Source organism: Propioniciclava soli, from assembly GCF_038502305.1.
GTDB lineage: Bacteria > Actinomycetota > Actinomycetes > Propionibacteriales > Propionibacteriaceae > Propioniciclava > Propioniciclava soli.
The window spans coordinates 43,507-60,949 of record NZ_CP115965.1 but is presented as its reverse complement, the minus strand read 5'-3'; the positions used below and the strand labels follow the sequence as shown (position 1 = coordinate 60,949).

Annotated in this window: 14 protein-coding genes and 1 riboswitch; of the genes, 7 read left to right on the top strand and 7 right to left on the bottom strand. The window is 70.8% G+C overall.

All coding sequences use genetic code 11. From position 1 onward, the window contains the following. Nucleotides 1-16: 16 nt before the first annotated feature. Nucleotides 17-186: riboswitch (cobalamin riboswitch) on the bottom strand. Between the two features lie 111 nt (nt 187-297). After that, complete coding sequence (locus tag PCC79_RS00270) at nt 298-3,810, bottom strand: pyruvate carboxylase (protein ID WP_342372662.1); 3,513 nt, start codon at nt 3,808-3,810, stop codon at nt 298-300. 156 nt (nt 3,811-3,966) lie between these two features. Here PCC79_RS00270 and PCC79_RS00265 point away from each other — a divergent pair, with 156 nt between their 5' ends. Further along, nucleotides 3,967-4,554 (top strand): hypothetical protein, encoded by a 588-nt coding sequence (locus tag PCC79_RS00265; RefSeq protein ID WP_342372661.1) that lies wholly within the window; start codon nt 3,967-3,969, stop codon nt 4,552-4,554. Here the strand turns inward: PCC79_RS00265 and PCC79_RS00260 are convergent. After that, nucleotides 4,532-5,731 carry a TIGR04053 family radical SAM/SPASM domain-containing protein gene (locus PCC79_RS00260; RefSeq protein ID WP_232549281.1) on the bottom strand — a complete coding sequence of 400 codons (1,200 nt, stop codon included), beginning with the start codon at nt 5,729-5,731 and terminating at the stop codon, nt 4,532-4,534. The genes PCC79_RS00265 and PCC79_RS00260 overlap by 23 nt on opposite strands. A gap of 65 nt (nt 5,732-5,796) precedes the next feature. Here PCC79_RS00260 and PCC79_RS00255 point away from each other — a divergent pair, with 65 nt between their 5' ends. Together PCC79_RS00255 and PCC79_RS00250 are read left to right on the top strand one after the other, a co-directional pair. Next, entirely contained in the window at nt 5,797-6,606 is an 810-nt protein-coding gene (locus PCC79_RS00255) for a M15 family metallopeptidase (protein WP_232549280.1), read from the top strand. 23 nt (nt 6,607-6,629) lie between these two features. Continuing rightward, nucleotides 6,630-7,100: a Fur family transcriptional regulator gene (locus tag PCC79_RS00250; protein ID WP_342372660.1), complete on the top strand. Its 471-nt coding sequence runs from the start codon at nt 6,630-6,632 to the stop codon at nt 7,098-7,100. Nucleotides 7,101-7,111: 11 nt separating this feature from the next. On the opposite strand, the gene PCC79_RS00245 is transcribed toward PCC79_RS00250, so the two are convergent. Genes PCC79_RS00245 through PCC79_RS00230 form a run of 4 tightly spaced genes read right to left on the bottom strand, consistent with a single transcriptional unit; the run spans nt 7,112 to nt 9,684 of the window. Beyond that, nucleotides 7,112-7,924, bottom strand: a complete 813-nt coding sequence (locus PCC79_RS00245) for an ABC transporter ATP-binding protein (RefSeq protein WP_342372659.1) — start codon at nt 7,922-7,924, stop codon at nt 7,112-7,114. Beyond that, nucleotides 7,921-8,655 (bottom strand): energy-coupling factor transporter transmembrane component T, encoded by a 735-nt coding sequence (locus PCC79_RS00240; RefSeq protein WP_342372658.1) that lies wholly within the window; start codon nt 8,653-8,655, stop codon nt 7,921-7,923. The genes PCC79_RS00245 and PCC79_RS00240 overlap by 4 nt, the downstream gene beginning before the upstream one ends. Continuing rightward, nucleotides 8,648-9,010, bottom strand: a complete 363-nt coding sequence (locus PCC79_RS00235) for a PDGLE domain-containing protein (protein ID WP_342372657.1) — start codon at nt 9,008-9,010, stop codon at nt 8,648-8,650. Before PCC79_RS00235 ends, PCC79_RS00240 begins: the two co-directional genes overlap by 8 nt. Next, nucleotides 9,007-9,684 carry an energy-coupling factor ABC transporter permease gene (locus PCC79_RS00230; RefSeq protein ID WP_342372656.1) on the bottom strand — a complete coding sequence of 226 codons (678 nt, stop codon included), beginning with the start codon at nt 9,682-9,684 and terminating at the stop codon, nt 9,007-9,009. Before PCC79_RS00230 ends, PCC79_RS00235 begins: the two co-directional genes overlap by 4 nt. 430 nt (nt 9,685-10,114) lie before the next feature. Between PCC79_RS00230 and PCC79_RS00225 the strand changes: the two genes are divergently transcribed. The 4 genes from PCC79_RS00225 to PCC79_RS00210 all read left to right on the top strand — a co-directional run bounded on the left by PCC79_RS00225 (nt 10,115) and on the right by PCC79_RS00210 (nt 14,712). After that, nucleotides 10,115-11,095: a bifunctional metallophosphatase/5'-nucleotidase gene (locus PCC79_RS00225; protein ID WP_342372655.1), complete on the top strand. Its 981-nt coding sequence runs from the start codon at nt 10,115-10,117 to the stop codon at nt 11,093-11,095. Between the two features lie 106 nt (nt 11,096-11,201). Next, nucleotides 11,202-11,816: an AAA family ATPase gene (locus PCC79_RS00220; protein ID WP_232549271.1), complete on the top strand. Its 615-nt coding sequence runs from the start codon at nt 11,202-11,204 to the stop codon at nt 11,814-11,816. A 54-nt stretch (nt 11,817-11,870) separates the two neighbouring features. Then, the gene (locus PCC79_RS00215; RefSeq protein WP_232549270.1) at nt 11,871-13,385 is read left to right on the top strand and encodes a sulfatase family protein; all 1,515 of its coding nucleotides are present in this window, start codon (nt 11,871-11,873) and stop codon (nt 13,383-13,385) included. 58 nt (nt 13,386-13,443) lie between these two features. Next, a complete protein-coding gene (locus PCC79_RS00210) occupies nt 13,444-14,712 on the top strand; it encodes an anaerobic sulfatase maturase (protein ID WP_342372654.1) in 1,269 nt (422 codons plus the stop codon). Between the two features lie 165 nt (nt 14,713-14,877). Here the strand turns inward: PCC79_RS00210 and PCC79_RS00205 are convergent, their stop codons facing one another. Next, nucleotides 14,878-17,427, bottom strand: coding sequence for a glycoside hydrolase family 3 protein (locus PCC79_RS00205; RefSeq protein ID WP_232549268.1), 2,550 nt, complete (start codon nt 17,425-17,427; stop codon nt 14,878-14,880). Nucleotides 17,428-17,443 lie beyond the last annotated feature (16 nt).

Below are 17,443 nucleotides of genomic sequence, written 5' to 3'. Positions count from 1 at the left end.
CCCATCCATCGTGGGGGGCTCGCTCCGGGCAGCGGCCGGTCTCCTGGCTCCCGGGTCGAATGCGGCGCCCCGCCTTCCCGGGCGAGGGCCCAGTGGCGTCGGTGGGGTGCGACTTCCCGGTCACAGTTGCGAGGACAGCTCCGGATTCACACCGGATTCCCGTTCACCGCGGCCCTCCCATCCAACCCTGCCGGCGCACATCACAGCAAGTTGTACCGCGCCGTTGCTCCTGATGCGGACCGTCGACACCGAGGACGAGGACTGGGACTTCTGATCGCCCCCGCGAGCAGCTCCCGGTCAGGAGATCACCAACAGCAGGTCGCCGCCCTCGACCGCCTGGCTGTGCTGCAGAGCCACCCGCTCGACCTTCCCCGCCACCGGCGCGGTGATCGCTGCTTCCATTTTCATGGCCTCGATGGAGGCGACCTGGTCGCCGGCGGCCACCTCGTCGCCCACCTCGACGGTCAGGGTGACGACCCCGGAGAACGGGGCTGGCACCTCGCCGGCGTTGGCCGGGTTGGCGCGCTCGGCGGCCACGGCGTCCGAGCTCACGGACGCGTCGCGCACGAGCACCTGCCGGAGCTGGCCGTTGATCGTCGCCAGCACTGGCCGGAGCCCGCGCTCGTCGGCGTCGCCGATGGCGGTCAGGCTCATGAGCAGCGTCTTGCCGCGCTCGATCGGCACGTCGTGCTCGAGCCCCGGCTCCAGACCGTGCAGGAACTGCCGCGTCGTCAGCACGGACAGGTCCGAGTACTCCTCGGTCGCCGCCAGGTAGTCCTTCGTCGGGCCGGGGAACAGCAGCCGGTTCAGAGTTCCCCGCGGGTCGGACGCCAGCGCCGCGGCGTCGTCCTCGCCCAGCTCCGTCTCGGGCGGCTTGGTCCGGCGTCCCTCGAGGGCCTTGGAGCGGAACGGCTCCGGCCAGCCCCCGGGCGGGTCGCCCAGGTCGCCGTTGAGAAAGCCGATCACCGAATCGGGGATGTCGAAGCGCTGCGGATCGGCCTCGAACTCCGCCGGGTCGATGTTCTGCCCCACCAGGGCGAGCGCGAGATCACCCACCACCTTGGAGCTCGGCGTCACCTTCACGATGTTGCCCAGCATGGCGTTCGCCGCGGCGTACATGTCCTCGACCGCCTCGAACCGCTCCCCCAGCCCCAGCGACATCGCCTGCTGACGCAGGTTCGACAGCTGCCCGCCCGGGATCTCGTGGCGGTAGACGCGGCCCGTCGGGCCGGGCAGCCCGGACTCGAACGGCCCGTACAGCACCCGGACCGCCTCGAAGTACGGCTCCAGGTCCTGCGCCGCGGCCAGCGACAGGCCGGTCGCGCGCTCGGTGTCGTCGGTGGCGGCGATGAGCGCCGACATCGACACCTGCGAGGTCGTCCCGGCCCAGGCCGCGGACGCCACGTCGACGGCGTCCACGCCCGCATCGATGGCGGCCAGCAACGTGCCGAGCTGGCCGCCCGCGGTGTCATGGGTGTGCAGGTGCACAGGCAGGTCGAAGTTCTCCCGCAGCGCCGTGACCAGCTTTGCCGCCGCGGGCGCCCGCAGCAGCCCCGCCATGTCCTTGATGGCGAGCATGTGCGCGCCGGCCGCGACGAACTCCTCTGCCAGGCGGAGGTAGTAGTCGAGGGTGTAGAGCTTCTCCCCCGGGCTGGTCATGTTGCCCGTGTAGCAGAGTGCCGCCTCGGCGACGCCGTGGTCGGTCTCCAGGACGGCCTCGATGGCCGGGCGGATCTGGTCGACGTTGTTGAGCGCGTCGAAGATGCGGAAGATGTCGACGCCGGTCGCGGCGGCCTCGGCCACGAACGCGTTCGTCACCGCCAGTGGGTAGGGCGTGTAGCCCACCGTGTTGCGGCCGCGCAGCAGCATCTGGATGGGCAGGTTCGGCAGCAGCTCGTGCAGGGTCGCGAGGCGCTCCCACGGGTCCTCGTTGAGGAAGCGCAGCGCCACGTCGTAGGTGGCACCGCCCCAGGCCTCCACCGAGAACAGCTCCGGCAGCAGGCGGGCAACGTAGGGAGCGACATTGCTGAGGTCCCGCGTCCGGACGCGGGTCGCCAGCAGCGACTGGTGGGCGTCGCGGAACGTGGTGTCGGTCACGCCGACCGCGGCCTGCTCGCGCAGCGCGCGGGCGAACCCCGCGGGGCCGAGCTCGAGCAGCTGCTGGCGCGAACCGGCGGGCGGCGCGGCGTCCAGATCCACCGCGGGCAGCTTGGTGCGCGCCACCAACGGCGTCCGGGGGTCCCCGAACGGCTTGTTGACGGTCCGCTCGGCCAGGAACTGCAGCAGCTTCGTGCCCCGGTCGGCCGACTCGTGCGGGCGCAGCAGGTGCGGCCGCTCCTCGATGAAGGACGTCGTCGCGCGTCCGGCCTGGAAATCAGGGTCGGCCAGGACGCCGCGCAGGAAGCCGATGTTCGTGCTCACCCCGCGGATCCGGAACTCGGCCAGGGCCCGGGCCGCGCGCGCCGCAGCCGCCGGGAAGTCCCGCCCGCGACACGTCAGCTTGACCAGCATCGAGTCGAAGTGGGCGCCGATCTCGGCTCCGGCGAACACCGTGCCCCCGTCCAGGCGGACGCCCGCGCCGCCCGGCGTCCGGTACACCCCGATGACGCCGGTGTCGGGCCGGAAGCCGTTGGCCGGGTCCTCCGTCGTCACACGGCACTGTAGCGCCGCGCCCCGCACCGCGATCGAGTCCTGGGACAACCCCAGATCGGCCAGCGTCTCGCCCGCGGCGATGCGCATCTGGCTGGAGACCAGGTCGACGTCGGTGACCTCCTCGGTCACCGTGTGCTCGACCTGGATGCGGGGGTTCATCTCAATAAAAACGTACCGTTGGGGGGCTCCGCCCCCCCACCGCCCCCCATCGTCGGGTGCAGTCTGCCGCCGGCCACCATCGGAGGCTTCGCCCCCCAACCGCCCCCCATCGTCGGGTGCAGTATGCCGCCGTCCACCATCGGACCCAGGGGCCTCTCCCGCGGCCAACAGGAACTCCACGGTGCCCGCGTTGGTGTAGCCGATGTGCCGGGCGAAGCGGACGGCGTCCGCGCAGATGCGGTCGCGCAGCTCCGGATCGAGGTTCGGCGCGGGGGCGAGCTCGACGACCTTCTGGTGACGGCGCTGCACTGAGCAGTCGCGCTCGTAGAGGTGGATGACCTCGCCGCCGGCGTCGGCCAAGATCTGCACCTCGATGTGACGCGGCCGGTCGACGGCCTCCTCCAGGTAGACGCGGGCGTCGCCAAAGGCGGCGTCCGCCTCGCGCATGGCCTCGGCCAGCGCGGACCGCAGCGCACCCGGCTCGTCCACGCGGCGCATACCCCGCCCGCCGCCACCCGCGACGGCCTTGACGAACACGGGGAACCCGATGCCCTCCGCCGCTTGGACGAGGGTGTCGACGTCCTCGGACGGATCCGCGCCCCGCAGGACCGGCAGGCCCGCCTCGCGCGCCGCCGCGATGGCAGAGGCCTTGTTGCCGGTGAGCCGCAGCACATCGGCGCTCGGGCCGATGAAGGTGATGCCCTCGTCGGCACACCGCTGGGCCAGCTCGGCGTTCTCGCTGAGGAATCCGTAACCGGGGTAGATGGCGTCCGCCTGCGCCTGTCGGGCGGCAGCGATGATCCCCTCGATGTCGAGGTACGCGCGCACCGGATGCCCGCGCTCGCCGATCTCGTAGCTCTCGTCGGCCTTCAGGCGGTACTCGGCCAGGCGGTCCTCGTACGGAAAGACGGCGACCGTCTTCACCCCGAGCTCGGTCGCCGCGCGGAATGCGCGGACGGCGATCTCACCGCGGTTGGCCACCAGGATCTTGCGGAACATCGACACCCCTCTTCGCCGGAACCGGGTCAGGCTATCGCGGCGGCCACGTCGGGCGGCAGGGACGTGTCCATCCCTCGTCGGACGCCGCACCGCACGCGCCGGGCAGCGCGCAACCCCGATGACGGCGAAGGTCGGGGAGGCACTACGGTGGCGGCCATGGTCGCTCGCAGCTACGTCGAGAACATCGCCACCCGCACCGCCATCGGCCGAATGCTGGAGCGCATGATGGGAACGGCCGGCGCCGCCCTGCTCGTGGCCGGCGTCGGCCTCGCGGTGGCGACCGGTTTCCACCCGGCGGGCGTCATCATCGGGGCCGTGCTGGTCGTCGGCGGCGTCGTCGTGCTCAGGCCCGCCGCGCAGCTGCGGCGCGAGCACCGCGAGAACCCCCTCGACTTCGGCTTCGAGCCCATCCCGCAGCGTCACCCCACCCCCGGGCCGGTGTTCGGAGCCGCGATCGCGCTGGTGCTGTTCGGGGGGCTGCTCCTCGGCGCGGGCGTCCTCAGCAACGGCGCCGCCCTGCTGCCCTTCGGGGCCGGGCTGCTCGGCGCGGGCCTCCTCGTCGCCGTCGTCGGCGTCACCACCCTCGGGCTGGAGCGACGCCGCTGGGCCGAGCTGTCCGCCACCTTGGACGCGCACCCCGAGCTGGTCGCCTACCTCCAGGACGCCCGGCGTCGCTTCCCCGCGGACGCACCCTTCCCGTTCGAGGCGTCCACCGACGAAATCAGGATCCCACCCGAGCGCTGACGCGCGCCGGTTCGTGGGCGCAGAACGGCTCCTCGGCGAGGTAGTCGCCCGTCATCGCGTACGCCCGGGCGCGACTGCCGCCGCAGGCGTCCCGATGCCCGCACACACCGCACTTGCCCTTGAGCAGCGACCGGTCCCGCAGATCGGTGAACACCTGGGCGTGGCGGTAGATGTCGATGATGTCGTCGTCGCGGATGTTGCCGGCCTTCACGGGCAGGAATCCGGAGGGGTACACGTCGCCGGTGTGGCTCACGAAGATGAAGCCGTCGCCGTCGTTGACGTTGCGGGCGCGGCCGATGCCGTCGCGCTGGCTGTAGTGCATGCCGCGGGTCATGACGTCCCGGACGTCCTCGTCGGCCCCCGCCCGCACCTCCTCGCGCTTGCGCTGCATGACGACGCGGGAGTACTGCGGTGCGGCGGTGGCCTTGATGTCGAACGGGGCCGTCTTGGAGAGGTCGTACAGCTGGTGGAACACCTGCTCGAACTCGTCGGCGGACGCCACGTCGTCGGCCTTCGCGCGGCCCATCGGCACCAGGAAGAACACCTCCCAGAACACGACGCCGAGGGTGGTCATCAGGGCGGTCATGGCGTCCATGTCGTCAATGTTCGCCTTGCGGATGACCGTGTTGACCTGCGTGGAGAGGCCGACCTCCTGGGCCTCGCGCAGGATGCGCAGGCCGTGGTCGAAGCTGCCCTGCACGCGGCGGAACTCGTCGTGGATCTGCGCGTTGGAGCCGTCCAGCGAGATCGCCAGGCGCGTCAGGCCGACGTCCTTGAGCTGCTGCAGCAGGTCCTTGGTGGCGAGCGAGGTCGTGGCGGGCGTGATGCCCATCCGCATGCCCAGCTCCGCGCCATAGCGGACCAACTCGACGATGTCGGGCCGCTTGAAGCAGTCGCCCCCGGAGAACACGAACACGATCGGGCCGAACTCACGCAGCCGCTTCATCATGGCCTTGGCCTCGTCGGTGGTCAGCTCCAGCGGGTTACGCAGCGGTTGGGCCATCGCGCGGCAGTGCTGGCAGGCGAGGTCGCAGGCCTGGGTGGTCTCCCAGATCGCGATGAACGGCGCGGAGTCGAAGTCAAGGTTGCGGCGCGCCGCGGCGGCGTGGGGGTGACCGCCCGGATGCCCCCCGGGGTGGGCGCCCGGGTGGCCGGTGGCGGTGTGCGGGTGGGTCATGCGACGAGGCTACTACGACGATCCGTAGGAGATGGGGCATCCGGGAGCCGGCCTAAAGTTGGTGCGTGCCCCACCCCACCCCTGCTGCTCCCGGCGCTGCCGTGCGGGTCGCGGCCCGAGCCGTGGCGGGCGCGCTCGTCGTCTGCCTGGCGTCCGGCTGCACCCCCGCCCCGGACGCCGACGGCGGCGGCCCCGCCCCCACGGCGACCGGGGTGAGCCCCGCGCCGGGGGCGTCCGCCACCGCGGTCGCGTCCCACCCTCCGGTGCCGTACAACCCGGCCGCGACGCCGACCTGGCCCCGCCCGGTGCCCGCGGACACCCGCACGGGCGCCGAGCTCGACCAGCCGTTCACGGTCGATGGGGTCGTGGTGGTCAGCAAGGACCACCCGGTGTCGGCCGCCTACGTGCCGCCGTGGACGCGCGAACCGCACGGGATCAGCCCGGACGCCTACGCCGCCTTCCAGCAGATGGCGGCGGACGCCCGGGCCGAGGGGCTGACGCTCGCCCTCCGCAGCGGGTACCGCGACCACGCCACCCAGGCGGCGAGCTTCGCCCGGGCCCTGCAGACCTACGACGAGGCGACGGCGCGGCGCTACTTCGCGGAGGCCGGCAAGTCCGAGCACCAGACCGGCCTGGCCTTCGACGTGTGGGACGGGGTGAACCGCGGCTCGACCTTCGCCCGGACGCCCGAGGCCGCCTGGGTGGCGGCGAACGCCCACCGCTACGGGCTGATCGTGCGCTACCCCGAGGGCCGCACCGACGTGACGGGGTACGCGTGGGAGTCCTGGCATCTACGCTGGGTGGGGCCCGAGATCGCGGCCGCGTTCGGGCCGAACAGCTCGCTCACGCTCGAGGAGTACCTGGGCCTGGCGTGAGTGCCGGGGTGTGAGGAGGCGACGTGGACGTCGATACGGTGCTCGACCGCACGGCCACCTTGCTGCGCGCCCGCGGTGACCGCATGACGACGCCGCGCCGAGCGGTGCTGACCGCCCTCGCGAGCCATCCCGGCCACTGGAGTGCCGAGGAGATCGCCGCGTTCGTCGCCGATCCGGGCGAGGACGGTGGTACGTCACGTGAGGCGGGTGTGCACCGCTCCAGCGTCTACCGCACCCTGGAAACCCTGTCGGAGCTTGGCGTCGTGCAGCACGTCCACCTCGGCCACGGCACCACCGTCTACCACCTGGCCGAGTCCGCCCACCTCCACGCGCAGTGCCGCAACTGCGGCCGGTTGGTGGACGTCTCGGCGGCCGTCCTCGATGCCGCGGCCGCGGCGCTGGCGTCCGAGCACGGCTTTCGCCTCGATCCGACGCACGTGGCGCTGTCGGGCACCTGCGCCGCGTGCCAGCAGGGCGAGGCGGCGTCGGGCTGACCGGCGCCCGCTCAGCGGCCCTGGGTGATCGAGCCGGGGGTGATCGAGCCGGGGGTGATCGAGCCTGGGGTAATCGCGCCGGGGGACAGCAGCGCGCGATCGAACCCCCAGGGCAGCTCCAGCCGGTGCGCGGCCAGCAGCGCCTCGTCGGCGAGGAGGGACGCGGTCGACCCGTCGGCGACGACGCGGCCCGCGTCCAGAATGACCGCGCGGGGGCACAACTGCAGAGCCAGGGGCAGGTCATGGGTGACGACGAGCAGCGTCGCCCCGATACCGGCGAGCACCGCGACCAGCTCGCGCCGCGTCGCCGGGTCGAGCATCGAGGTGGGCTCGTCGAGCACCACCACCTCCGGTTCGAGGGCGAGCACGCCCGCGAGCGCCACGCGCTGCTTCTGGCCGTAGGAGAGGTGGTGGGGGGCGCGGTCGGCCAGTGCGGTGGCATCGACGGACGCCAGCGCCGCGGCCACGCGCGCGTCCAGCTCGGCGCCGCGCAGCCCTTGGTTGGCCGGGCCGAAGGCCACGTCGTCGCGCACCGTGCCGCAGAAAAGCTGGTCGTCGGGGTCCTGGAACAGCACCCCCACGCGGCGACGCACCGCGGCGAGGTGGGCAGCGCCGGTGCGCCGTCGGAGCGCGGTCCCGGCGATCGTGACGGTGCCCGAGGTGGGTAGGAGGAGCCCGTTGAGGTGGAGCATCAGCGTCGTCTTGCCCGCCCCGTTCGGGCCGAGCACGGCCACCTTCTCCCCGGCAGCGACGCTGAGGTCGACGCCGGCGAGGGCCTCGCGTCCGTCGGGGTAGGTGTGGGTGAGCCCGGTGATCTCGATCATGCGAGCCACCAGGCCCCGAGCACGGTCAGGGCGACGGCGGTGGGCCAGAGGCCCGCCACCCAGGCCGCTGCGCTCGCCGGGGTGGCGGCGGCCGCGGGCAGCGTGCCGGTGTAACCGCGGGCCAGCATCGCGCGGTGCACCCGCTCGCCCTGCTCGTAGGAGCGCACGAACAGGACGCCCAGGCCGCGGGTGAGCGCGGGCCAGGCGGCCGGCGTCCGGGTCACCAGGCCGCGGGCCGCCTGAGCGCGCGTGAGGGCCGTCCAGCGCTCGGTGGTGACGCCGAGATAGCGGAGAAAGAACGTGCCGATCTGCACCAGGGGGTCGGGGACGCGGAGGCGGTGCAGGCCGGCGAGGAGCTGCTCGGGGCGCGTCGTGGCCGCGAGCGTGAGCGCGGCCAGCACGCAGATCGTGCCCTTGGCGAGCAGCGACCAGCCGGCCCACAGGCCCTCCACGGAGAGCGCCAGCGGCCCGACGGTCACGCGGGGGCCGGCCGCGACCAGCGGCATGGCGAGCGCGAAGACCACGAACGGGATCTCGACGGCCAGGCGCGGGGCGACCCAGCGCGCCGTCACACCCGCGTGGGCGAGCCGCAGCAGCACGACCGCGAGCAGCGCCGCGTAGGGCCACGTCGCCTCGCGGGGCAGGGCCACCACAGCGACCGCGAAACTCACCACGCCGAGGATGCGGACGTGGGCCGGCACGCGCCCCGCAGACGCCGCGTCGTCAGGCACGGCGTCCGAGCAGGCGGGTGAGGCCGAACGTGACGGCGAGCACGACCAGGACGCCGACGAGGCCGGCGACGGCATTCGACCAGAACGCGTCCCACCCCGCCAGCCCATAGTCGGCGAGCGGCCCGCCGGCGACGGCGGAGTCCGCGGCGGCGTCGGCGAAACCGAGGTGCTCGGCGGTCCACTCCAGGCCGTCGGGTGAGGCCGAGGCGAAGAAGCTGAGCCCCACGGCCACGAGCACGATGACGCCGAGCGCCACGGCGGCGAACGGCCCTCGGACGCCGCGCGGCGCCGGCTGGGTGGTGGCGCGTCCGGGGGTGGCCGATCCGGTCTCGGAGGGTCGGGCAGGTGTGCTCATGCGGGCACCTCCTCGAGTTCGGGCTCAGGCGCTGGCCGGAGGGCGTGGATCAGGTCGGGGCGGCTGGCGGCGACGGCGGTGAGGACGCCGAACGTGATCGCCGCCTCGCCCAGCCCGATGACGCTGTGGACGCCGAGCATGGTGGGGACGAGCAGCCCCAGCGGCACCGCGACCGCGCCGCCCACCGCGTACAGGCCGCAGAACACCAGCGCGGCGGCGGGGACGCTGACCAGCGCTCCGGCCGCGCCGGCCCAGGCGACGGCGCGGCGTCCGTCGGGCAGCAGCCGCAGGACCAGCCGCGCCACACCCCAGCCGACCCACACCGACACGATCGCGAGCAGAAGGACGTTGGTGCCGAGGGCGGTCAGGCCACCGTCGGCGAACAGCAAGGCCTGGACGACGGTGACGACCGTGAGGCAGAGCGTCGCCGTCCAGGGCCCGACGAGGATCGCGGCCAGCGCCCCACCGATGAGGTGCCCCGACGTGCCTGCGCCGACAGGAAAGTTCACCATCTGCGCGGCGAAGACGAACGTGGCGGTGAGCCCGGCCAAGGGCGCGGTGCGCTCGTCCAGTTCGCGTCGCGCGCCGCGCAGGGCCAGGGCCACGCCGGCGACCGCTGCCGCGCCGGTCACGGCGGAAGTGGGCAGGTTCAGAAACCCGTCGGGTACGTGCACGGTCACTCCTTCGTCCCAGGGTGGGTGACTTGTTGCAACCTAGTCGCAACAAGTGTCCTGCGGGCAACGTCTCGTGGTCAGGAGGTGAACAGCCGGTGGACGCCGCCGTCGCGGCTCGCCCGCCGTCCGCGTCCGCCAACCAGCAGATAGCCTCACAGCATGGGCATGCTCAGGAGCTCGGCCACATGGCTGGGCCTCACATCACCCCCACTGCTCCCCGGCTTCAAACGCAGCGGCATCGGCGACCGCCAGCCCTACTGCCTCACCTGCGGAGCGGTCATCGCCTGGGAGGGCCAGCAACGACACCAGGACTGGCACCGACGCCCGTAGCGATCAGACGGTCACACACCCACTCGAGTTCACCGACGAGGTCACCGCCATCAACCGGGCCTCCGCCGAACTCACCGCCCGGGGCGTCAACACCCAGTTCGTGCTCGTCCACGAAGGCGCACGTCCCGACACGACGGCCTACACCGCAGACTGCGCGGACGGCACCACCGTCAGCGGCCCGGTCATCGAGATCGCCGAGGACATCGCCCCCGCGGTCGACCTGGTCATGACCGGGCACTCCCACCAGGCGTGGGTGTGCTCGATCGACGACCCCGCCGGCCAGCCCCGGCTCGTCACCCAGGCGATGTCGTCCGGCCGCATCATCACCGAACACAACCTGCAGTACGACCCGCGGACGAAGGACGTCGTCCGCGCCAGCGCGCACGCCACGAACCACCTCGTGACCCGGGATGTCGCTCCCGACCCGAGGCTGCAGCGCCACGTTGATCGGTACGCCGCGCTGGTGCAGCCGATCGCCAATCGTGTGATCGGGACTCTCACCGCCCCTGCAGACCGGACGCCGGCGCCCGGCTTTGGCGACTCGCCCTTGGGCAACCTCATCGCGGACGGCCAGCTCGCGGACCCGACGGTGGTGGGAACGTTCGGAGAACCAGTGATCGCGTTCATGAACCCCGGCGGCATCCGCGCAGATCTGGACGCCGGCGAGGTCACCTACGGTGAGGCGTTCGCCGTCCAGCCGTTCAGCAACTACCTCGTGTCCCTGACGCTGACCGGTGACCAGATCTACACCCTGCTCGCGCAGCAGGTGACCGGGGCAAACAGCCCGGCCAGCGGTGGCTACACCAAGATCCTGCAGGTCTCGGAGGGCTTCACCTACACCCTCGGTGCCACCGGAGCGATTGAGGGCAGCGTCACGCTGAACGGGACGCCCATCGACCGGTCAGCGTCGTACCGGATCGTGACCAACAACTTCCTCGCCGACGGCGGGGACGGGTTCCCGGTGTTCAGCTCCGGCACCGATCGCTACTTCGGCGGGGTCGACATCGACGCCTTCGCCGAACACCTGGCCACGACGTCACCCGTGACCCCGCCGGCGTCCGGGCGGATCGTGCTGGGCTGACGAAGCCGACGTCAGGTCGCCCCGAGGGCCGCGCGTCCCGGGGCGACTTCGCCAGCCCCGCGGTTCAAACGCGAGCGCCAAGCCCGGGATGGCGCGACAATGGGGCATGGCCAGCGAACAGATGCCACCGGTCGTGACGCTCCACGAGGAGTACGGATGCGGCGCCCGCGAGATCGGTGAGCGCGTCGCCGCCTCGCTCGGCGTGGAGTACGTGGGGCGGGCCATGAAGTCCGAAACGATCGACGAGATCGCCGGCGACGCGGACGAGGGGGGCTTCGTCGAGCGATTCCTGCGTTCCTTCACGCCGATCCCGAGTCACGACGCCAACATCGCCTGGGCCCTGGAAGCCCACGCCGACCACGAGGTGGCCGATCAGAACAACCGCTACTTGGCCGACCTGGCCCAGGACGGCGCCGTCATCCACGGCCGGGCCGGTGCGCATGTGCTGGCGGACCGCCCTGCGACCCTGCACGTTAAGCTCATTGCTCCCCTGTCGACCCGTATCACCCGCGCGGCCACCGAGGCAGGCATCACTCCCGAGCGGGCCCGGCACCGTCAGGCGCGTGAGGACCGCGTCCGCACCGACTTCTGTCGGCGCCTCTACCGCTGGGATCCGCGCGAGAACGATCGGTTCGACCTGGTCGTCAACACCGCCTCGTTCACTCCTGAGCAGGCAGCAGATCTCATCGTGACCACCTACCGCCTGCACTTCCCCGTCTGAGGCAACACGCCCTGCACCGTCGCGACACAGCGGCCCAGACAGAGAGGAGAGGCCATGGGGCCACGCACCAATTTGATCTTCATCATGTCCGACGACCACGCAGCGCACGCGATCGGTGCGTACGGCAGCAAGATCAATCACACCCCGCAGATGGACCGGATCGCCGCCGAGGGCATGCGGCTCGACGCCGTGTACTGCACCAATTCCGTGTGCAGCCCGTCGCGCGCGACGATCCTGACCGGCACCTACAGCCACGTCAACGGCGTCAGCAGCATCTGGACCGAGATCGACTACCGGGTACCCACCTTCGTGGACGTCTTGGCCGAGCACACCGACTACCAGACGGCAATCTTCGGCAAGTGGCACCTCGGTGAGGACAAGGCAAGCGAGCCGCGGAACTTCGACGAGTGGGTCGTCCTGCCCGGGCAGGGGGACTACATCGACCCGGAAATGATCGACGAGAACGGCCGTCGCGTGGTCGAGGGTTACGCCACCGACATCATCACCGACCTGGCGATCGACTTCATCGACCGCCGCGACCCTGAGCGCCCGTTCATGATGATGGTGCACCACAAGGCACCCCACCGGCCGTGGATCCCGGACCCGAAGCACGCCGATCTGTACGCCGACGGAGACATTCCCGAGCCGGCCACGCTCTTCGACGATCACGCCACCCGCAGCGACGCGATCAAGGGCGTCCACATGACGCTCGCTGACGACATGGGTTCCGAAGACCTCAAGCAGGAGGTACCTGGACACCTTCGCGGGCCGGAGAACCGCGCCGCCCGGGTCAGCTGGAAATACCAGATCTACATGCGCGACTACCTGCAGACCGTGCAGTCCATTGACGACAACATCGGACGCCTCCTCGACCACCTCGATGCCACCCATCTGGCCGAGAACACACTGGTCGTGTACACCTCCGACCAAGGCTTCTTCCTCGGCGACCACGGCTGGTTCGACAAGCGACTGATGTTCGACGAGTCGCTGCAGATGCCCATGCTGATGCGCTGGCCCGCCGAGATTGCCCCCCAGAGCACGTGTGAGGCCATCATCACCAACGTCGACTTCGCCGCCACCTTCCTCGACGTGTGCGGCCTGGACGCCACCGAGGTGCTCCCCACCCAACAGGGCCGCAGCTTCCGCCCCCTCCTGCGCGGCGAATCACCTGACGACTGGCCGGACGCCGCCTACTACCGGTACTGGGAGCACGACGACCCCATCCACCACGCGCCCGGCCACTACGGCGTCGTGACGAGTGAGTACAAACTCATCCACTACTACGGCGCCGGCCTCGGCGTCCCGGGGGCGTCCGAGAAGATCTACCCCGGCGAGTGGGAACTGTACGACCGACGGGCCGATCCGGCCGAACTCACCAATGTCTACGACGACCCCGCCTATGCTGCGATCCGCGCTGGTCTCGAGGCCCGTTTGCACGAGCTGCAGAAGCAGTACCGGGACGAGCCGTATCGCGGCGAGACCACGCCGCACCCCGAGTGGGGGCCGTACGACCACGAGCTCATGGCACGCATCGAGGCGTACGTCGCCCAGATCAACGAGTCCAGCTGAACACGCATCGGACGGCGGTCGACGTGCGGGTTCCCCGAGCCGGAGTAGGTTCGAAGCCATGACCGACACCGTGAGTCGGGGGCGAGGCCTGAGGCGTCCGTTCTCGCTCATCGCCAAGCCCACGGGCGCGGCGTGCAACCTGGACTGCTCGTACTGCTTCTTCCTGTCCAAGGAGGTGCTGTGGGAGAGCAAGGCCCAGGCCATGACCGAGGACGTGCTGCGGGCCTGGCTCGTCAACTATCTGAACGCCCAACCCGACGGCCCGGTCACGGTCGGCTGGCAGGGCGGTGAACCGACCCTGCGCGGTCTGGACTTCTTTCGCGACGCCGTCCGAATCGCGAACGAGGTCAAGCGGCCGCGGCAGCAGGTGCAGCACGCCATCCAGACCAACGCAACGCTGTTGGACGACGCGTGGGGTGAGTTCCTGGCCGAGGAACAGTTCCTCGTCGGCGTGAGCATCGACGGGCCGCGCGAGCTCCACGACCGCTACCGCGTGAACAAGGCCGGACGCGGCACGTACGCCCAGGTCGTCCGCGGGCTGCGCATCCTGCAGGCGCACCGGGTCGACACCAACATCCTGTGCACGGTGAACGCGATCAACGCCGAGCACCCCCTCGCGGTGTATCGCCACTTCCGTGACGACCTGGGCGCGAACTTCCTGCAGTTCATTCCCATCGTGGAACGGGTGGACGCCGGTCAGGAGTCGGTGGCCGAGTCGGGATGGCGCCGCGATGACGGCACCTTCGTGCTGTACGAGCAGACCGGCACCGGGGTCACCAGCCGCACCGTCGCGCCCGAGCAGTACGGCACCTTCCTCATCACCCTCTTCGACGAGTGGGTCTCGCGCGACGTGGGCAGCGTTTATGTCCAGGACTTCGACGTCACCCTCGCGGCTCTGTTCGGCCAGTACAGCCTGTGCGTCCACGCCCCGGAATGCGGCGGCGCGCTGGCCATGGAGCACAACGGTGACGTCTACTCCTGTGACCACTACGTCGAGCCCGGCTACCGTCTCGGCAACGTGGCTATCGACGATTTCCGTGCGATGGTGGGCAGCGACTTCCAGCGGGAGTTCGGCCGCTCCAAGCGCACCGCCCTGCCCCGCCAGTGCGTGGAGTGCCCGGTGCGATGGGCCTGCCACGGCGGCTGCCCCAAGGATCGCTTCGCCACGACCCGCGATGGCGAGGGCGGCCTGAACTACTTGTGCGCCGGGTACTACCGCTTCTACAGCCACGTCACCCCGGCCATGGAGCACATGGGACGCCTCCTGCGCTCCGGCCGGCCCGCCGCTGACATCATGGCTGCCCCAACCAGCCGCGACGGAATCTGACGAAAAGGCGACACTCGATTCGCGAACGACCCCGCAGCCACGCTCAGCTCGGGAATGAGCGCGCACTCACCGTCGCCTTTTCGTCGCGATCGCGGAGGTTCCCGCCACGAACGGGGCCCCGGCAGCATCGCTGCCGGGGCCCCGTGGTGTGAACGCCGTTCGTGACTACCGCACCCGCAGACTCCCGGTCAGCCGGACGTCGCGCTCGGACGCTCCGGCGTAGATCTGCACCGTGCCCTTCGGCCGGACCCATTCATTGCGGCCGGCGTCGAAGTAGCTGAGCAGCCGCTCCGGGGTGTCGAGCTCGATCGGGATGTCGACCCACCGCTGCTGACCAGGAGCCAGGGTCACCTTGTCCCACCCCAGCAGCTGGCGGCTGGGGGTGTCGACCGAGGTGGGCAGGGCACCGTGGTAGATCTGAACCGTCTCGGTGACCTCCACCGAACCCCTGTTGCGCACCTGCACGCGGATGTGGGCGGGCTGATTGCCACCCCGTTCCTGCACCTGCAGGCGCCGGTACTCGACCGTGCTGTACGTCAAGCCGTAACCGAACGCGAACTGCGGTTCGAGGCCCAGCTGGTCATAGCGCTTGTAACCGACGTAGACGCCCTCGTCATGCTGAAGCTGCACGTTGAGGTTGTTGATGTCGTACACCGGGTTGGTCAGACCCAGACCGTTGACGACCTGGTCATCGGAGACGGGCCAGCTCTGCGGCAGGCGTCCGGAGAAGTCCTCGTCACCGAACAGCAGCGAGGCCACGATGCGGCCCTGCTCCTGACCCGGGTACCAGACCTCGAACAGACCGGCCACGTCGTCGAGCCACGGCACGGCCACCGCGCCACCGGTTGCCAACACGACAACGGTGTTCGGGTTGACGGCCGCCACGGCGCGGATCAGCGCGTCCTGCCCCTGCGGGAGGGTGATCGAACCACGGTCAATGGCCTCGCCCAGGTACTCCGAGGCCACGACCACAGCGACGTCGGCGTTCCGGGCGGCCTCGACGGCTTCCTGGATCTGCGGGGAGTAGTCGTCCACCGGCGGCGTCCACAACAGCCGGATGGCCGGTCCGATGCGGTTGCCCGCAACGCCACAGCACTGGTTGGGGGCGTCCGCGACGTAGTCGATGCGCACGTCATAGGACTGACCGGCGACGAGGTCGAGGCTGACCGTCTGCGTGTCGATGCGGTCGGCGTCCACGGACAGGACTTCCTCGCCGTCCACCCACAGGCGCGCCGAACCGAGCAGGCTGAGCCCAAGGTCGTAGGTGCCGGACGCCACCGGCGTCAGCTGACCGCTCCAACGAATCGACGGCTGGGGGTTGGCGAAGAAGGCCGGGGGGACGTCGGGGGCCGGGGAGGTCTCCGAACCGAAGGTCGCGAAGACCATCGGCAGGCCGTTGCCCCAGTTCACCTGGTCCTCGATGCGGGCGACCAGCGGGTTGCCCGACCAAGTCGGGTTCGTGAACCACTGAGCCTGCAGGCCGGAACTGCCTCCGGCCGAGAGCACCGACGACGGGATGGGTGCCGGGCCGGGCAACGACCCGTCGGCCACGCGCAGCGGATCCGTGCCGTCGACCTTGGTCATCGTGACGCCGTCGCCGACGCGCGCCTCAATGCCCTCCTGGATCGTCGTGACGTGGGCCGGCAGCGGGATGCTGTCGGCGCCAAAGCCCTGCAGGAAGCGGTCGGTGTTCTCACCGATCAGGGCGATCGAATCGATCGCGTTGGCGTCCAGCGGCAGGATGTCGTCGTTCTTCAGCAGGACCGATCCCTCGACACCGGCGCGGTACGCGATCTCGCGGCCACGGGCCAGCGTCGCCTCGGAGACCGCCAGCTGGGGCTGCACCGACTCGAGCGCTCCGGGGGGCAGGTGGTCCATCAGGCCGTCCTCGAAGAACGTCCGTAGCACCCGGTGCACCATGTCGTCGAACCGCTCCATCGGGATGACGCCGTCGAGCACGGCCTGGCCGAGCGCCTCACCGTTGACTCCCTCGGGTCCGCAGAAGTCCGTCCCAAGGTTGTAGGCCTGCACGGACTCGCAGGCGCTGTAGTCGGAGCTGATCCACCCCTCGAAGCCGAGGTCGCCCTTGATGATCTGGTTGTTCAGGAGGTCGTGGTCGCAGGAGTAGTCGCCCATCAACCGCGGGAACGCGCACATGAGCGCCCCCGGCGCCGCCGCGATGATCGGCTCCCACTGGCGGACGTACACCTCCCGCAGCGTGCGCAGATCCATCACGTTGTTGAGCGTGAGGCGCTGGCTCTCCTGGGTGTTGGCCACGGTGTGCTTCGGCAGCGCGTAGACGCCGTCGATGCTCTTCACGCCCTCGACGACGGCCGCCGGGAGGCGTCCGCCGAGCAGGGGATCCTCACCGTAGGACGACCATTGCCGGCCGTGGTAGGGCGAGCGGGTCATGTCGGCGGCTGGAGCGGCCCAACCGGAGTAGCCGACCTCCCACGCCTCCTGCGCACCTTGGGCACCGAAGGCATAGGGCATCTCGGTGTCCCACGTGGACGCCATCGCGACGCCGGAAGGGAAGGCGGTGGACTCGTGGGCGTTGGACGCCAACCCGTTGGCGCCGTCCTTCTCGCGCCGCGAAGGGACGCCCAGCTCCGGGATCGGGATGCCGGGGTTGGCGAACAGGCCGACCTTCTGGTCGAACGTCATCGCGGCAGCCAAGAGGTCGGCGCGAGCGTCGGCGTCGAGGGAGGTGTCCATCCATGGACGCGCCTCA

Bases quoted from the DNA above. Each gene is read 5' to 3' on its own strand.
- PCC79_RS00270 (WP_342372662.1), bottom strand. From the start codon at position 3,810: ATGTTCCGCAAGATCCTGGTGGCCAACCGCGGTGAGATCGCCGTCCGC.
- PCC79_RS00215 (WP_232549270.1), top strand. From the start codon at position 11,871: ATGGGGCCACGCACCAATTTGATCTTCATCATGTCCGACGACCACGCA.
- PCC79_RS00265 (WP_342372661.1), top strand. From the start codon at position 3,967: ATGGTCGCTCGCAGCTACGTCGAGAACATCGCCACCCGCACCGCCATC.
- PCC79_RS00205 (WP_232549268.1), bottom strand. From the start codon at position 17,427: ATGGACACCTCCCTCGACGCCGACGCTCGCGCCGACCTCTTGGCTGCC.
- PCC79_RS00210 (WP_342372654.1), top strand. From the start codon at position 13,444: ATGACCGACACCGTGAGTCGGGGGCGAGGCCTGAGGCGTCCGTTCTCG.
- PCC79_RS00245 (WP_342372659.1), bottom strand. From the start codon at position 7,924: ATGATCGAGATCACCGGGCTCACCCACACCTACCCCGACGGACGCGAG.
- PCC79_RS00260 (WP_232549281.1), bottom strand. From the start codon at position 5,731: ATGACCCACCCGCACACCGCCACCGGCCACCCGGGCGCCCACCCCGGG.
- PCC79_RS00235 (WP_342372657.1), bottom strand. From the start codon at position 9,010: ATGAGCACACCTGCCCGACCCTCCGAGACCGGATCGGCCACCCCCGGA.
- PCC79_RS00220 (WP_232549271.1), top strand. From the start codon at position 11,202: ATGGCCAGCGAACAGATGCCACCGGTCGTGACGCTCCACGAGGAGTAC.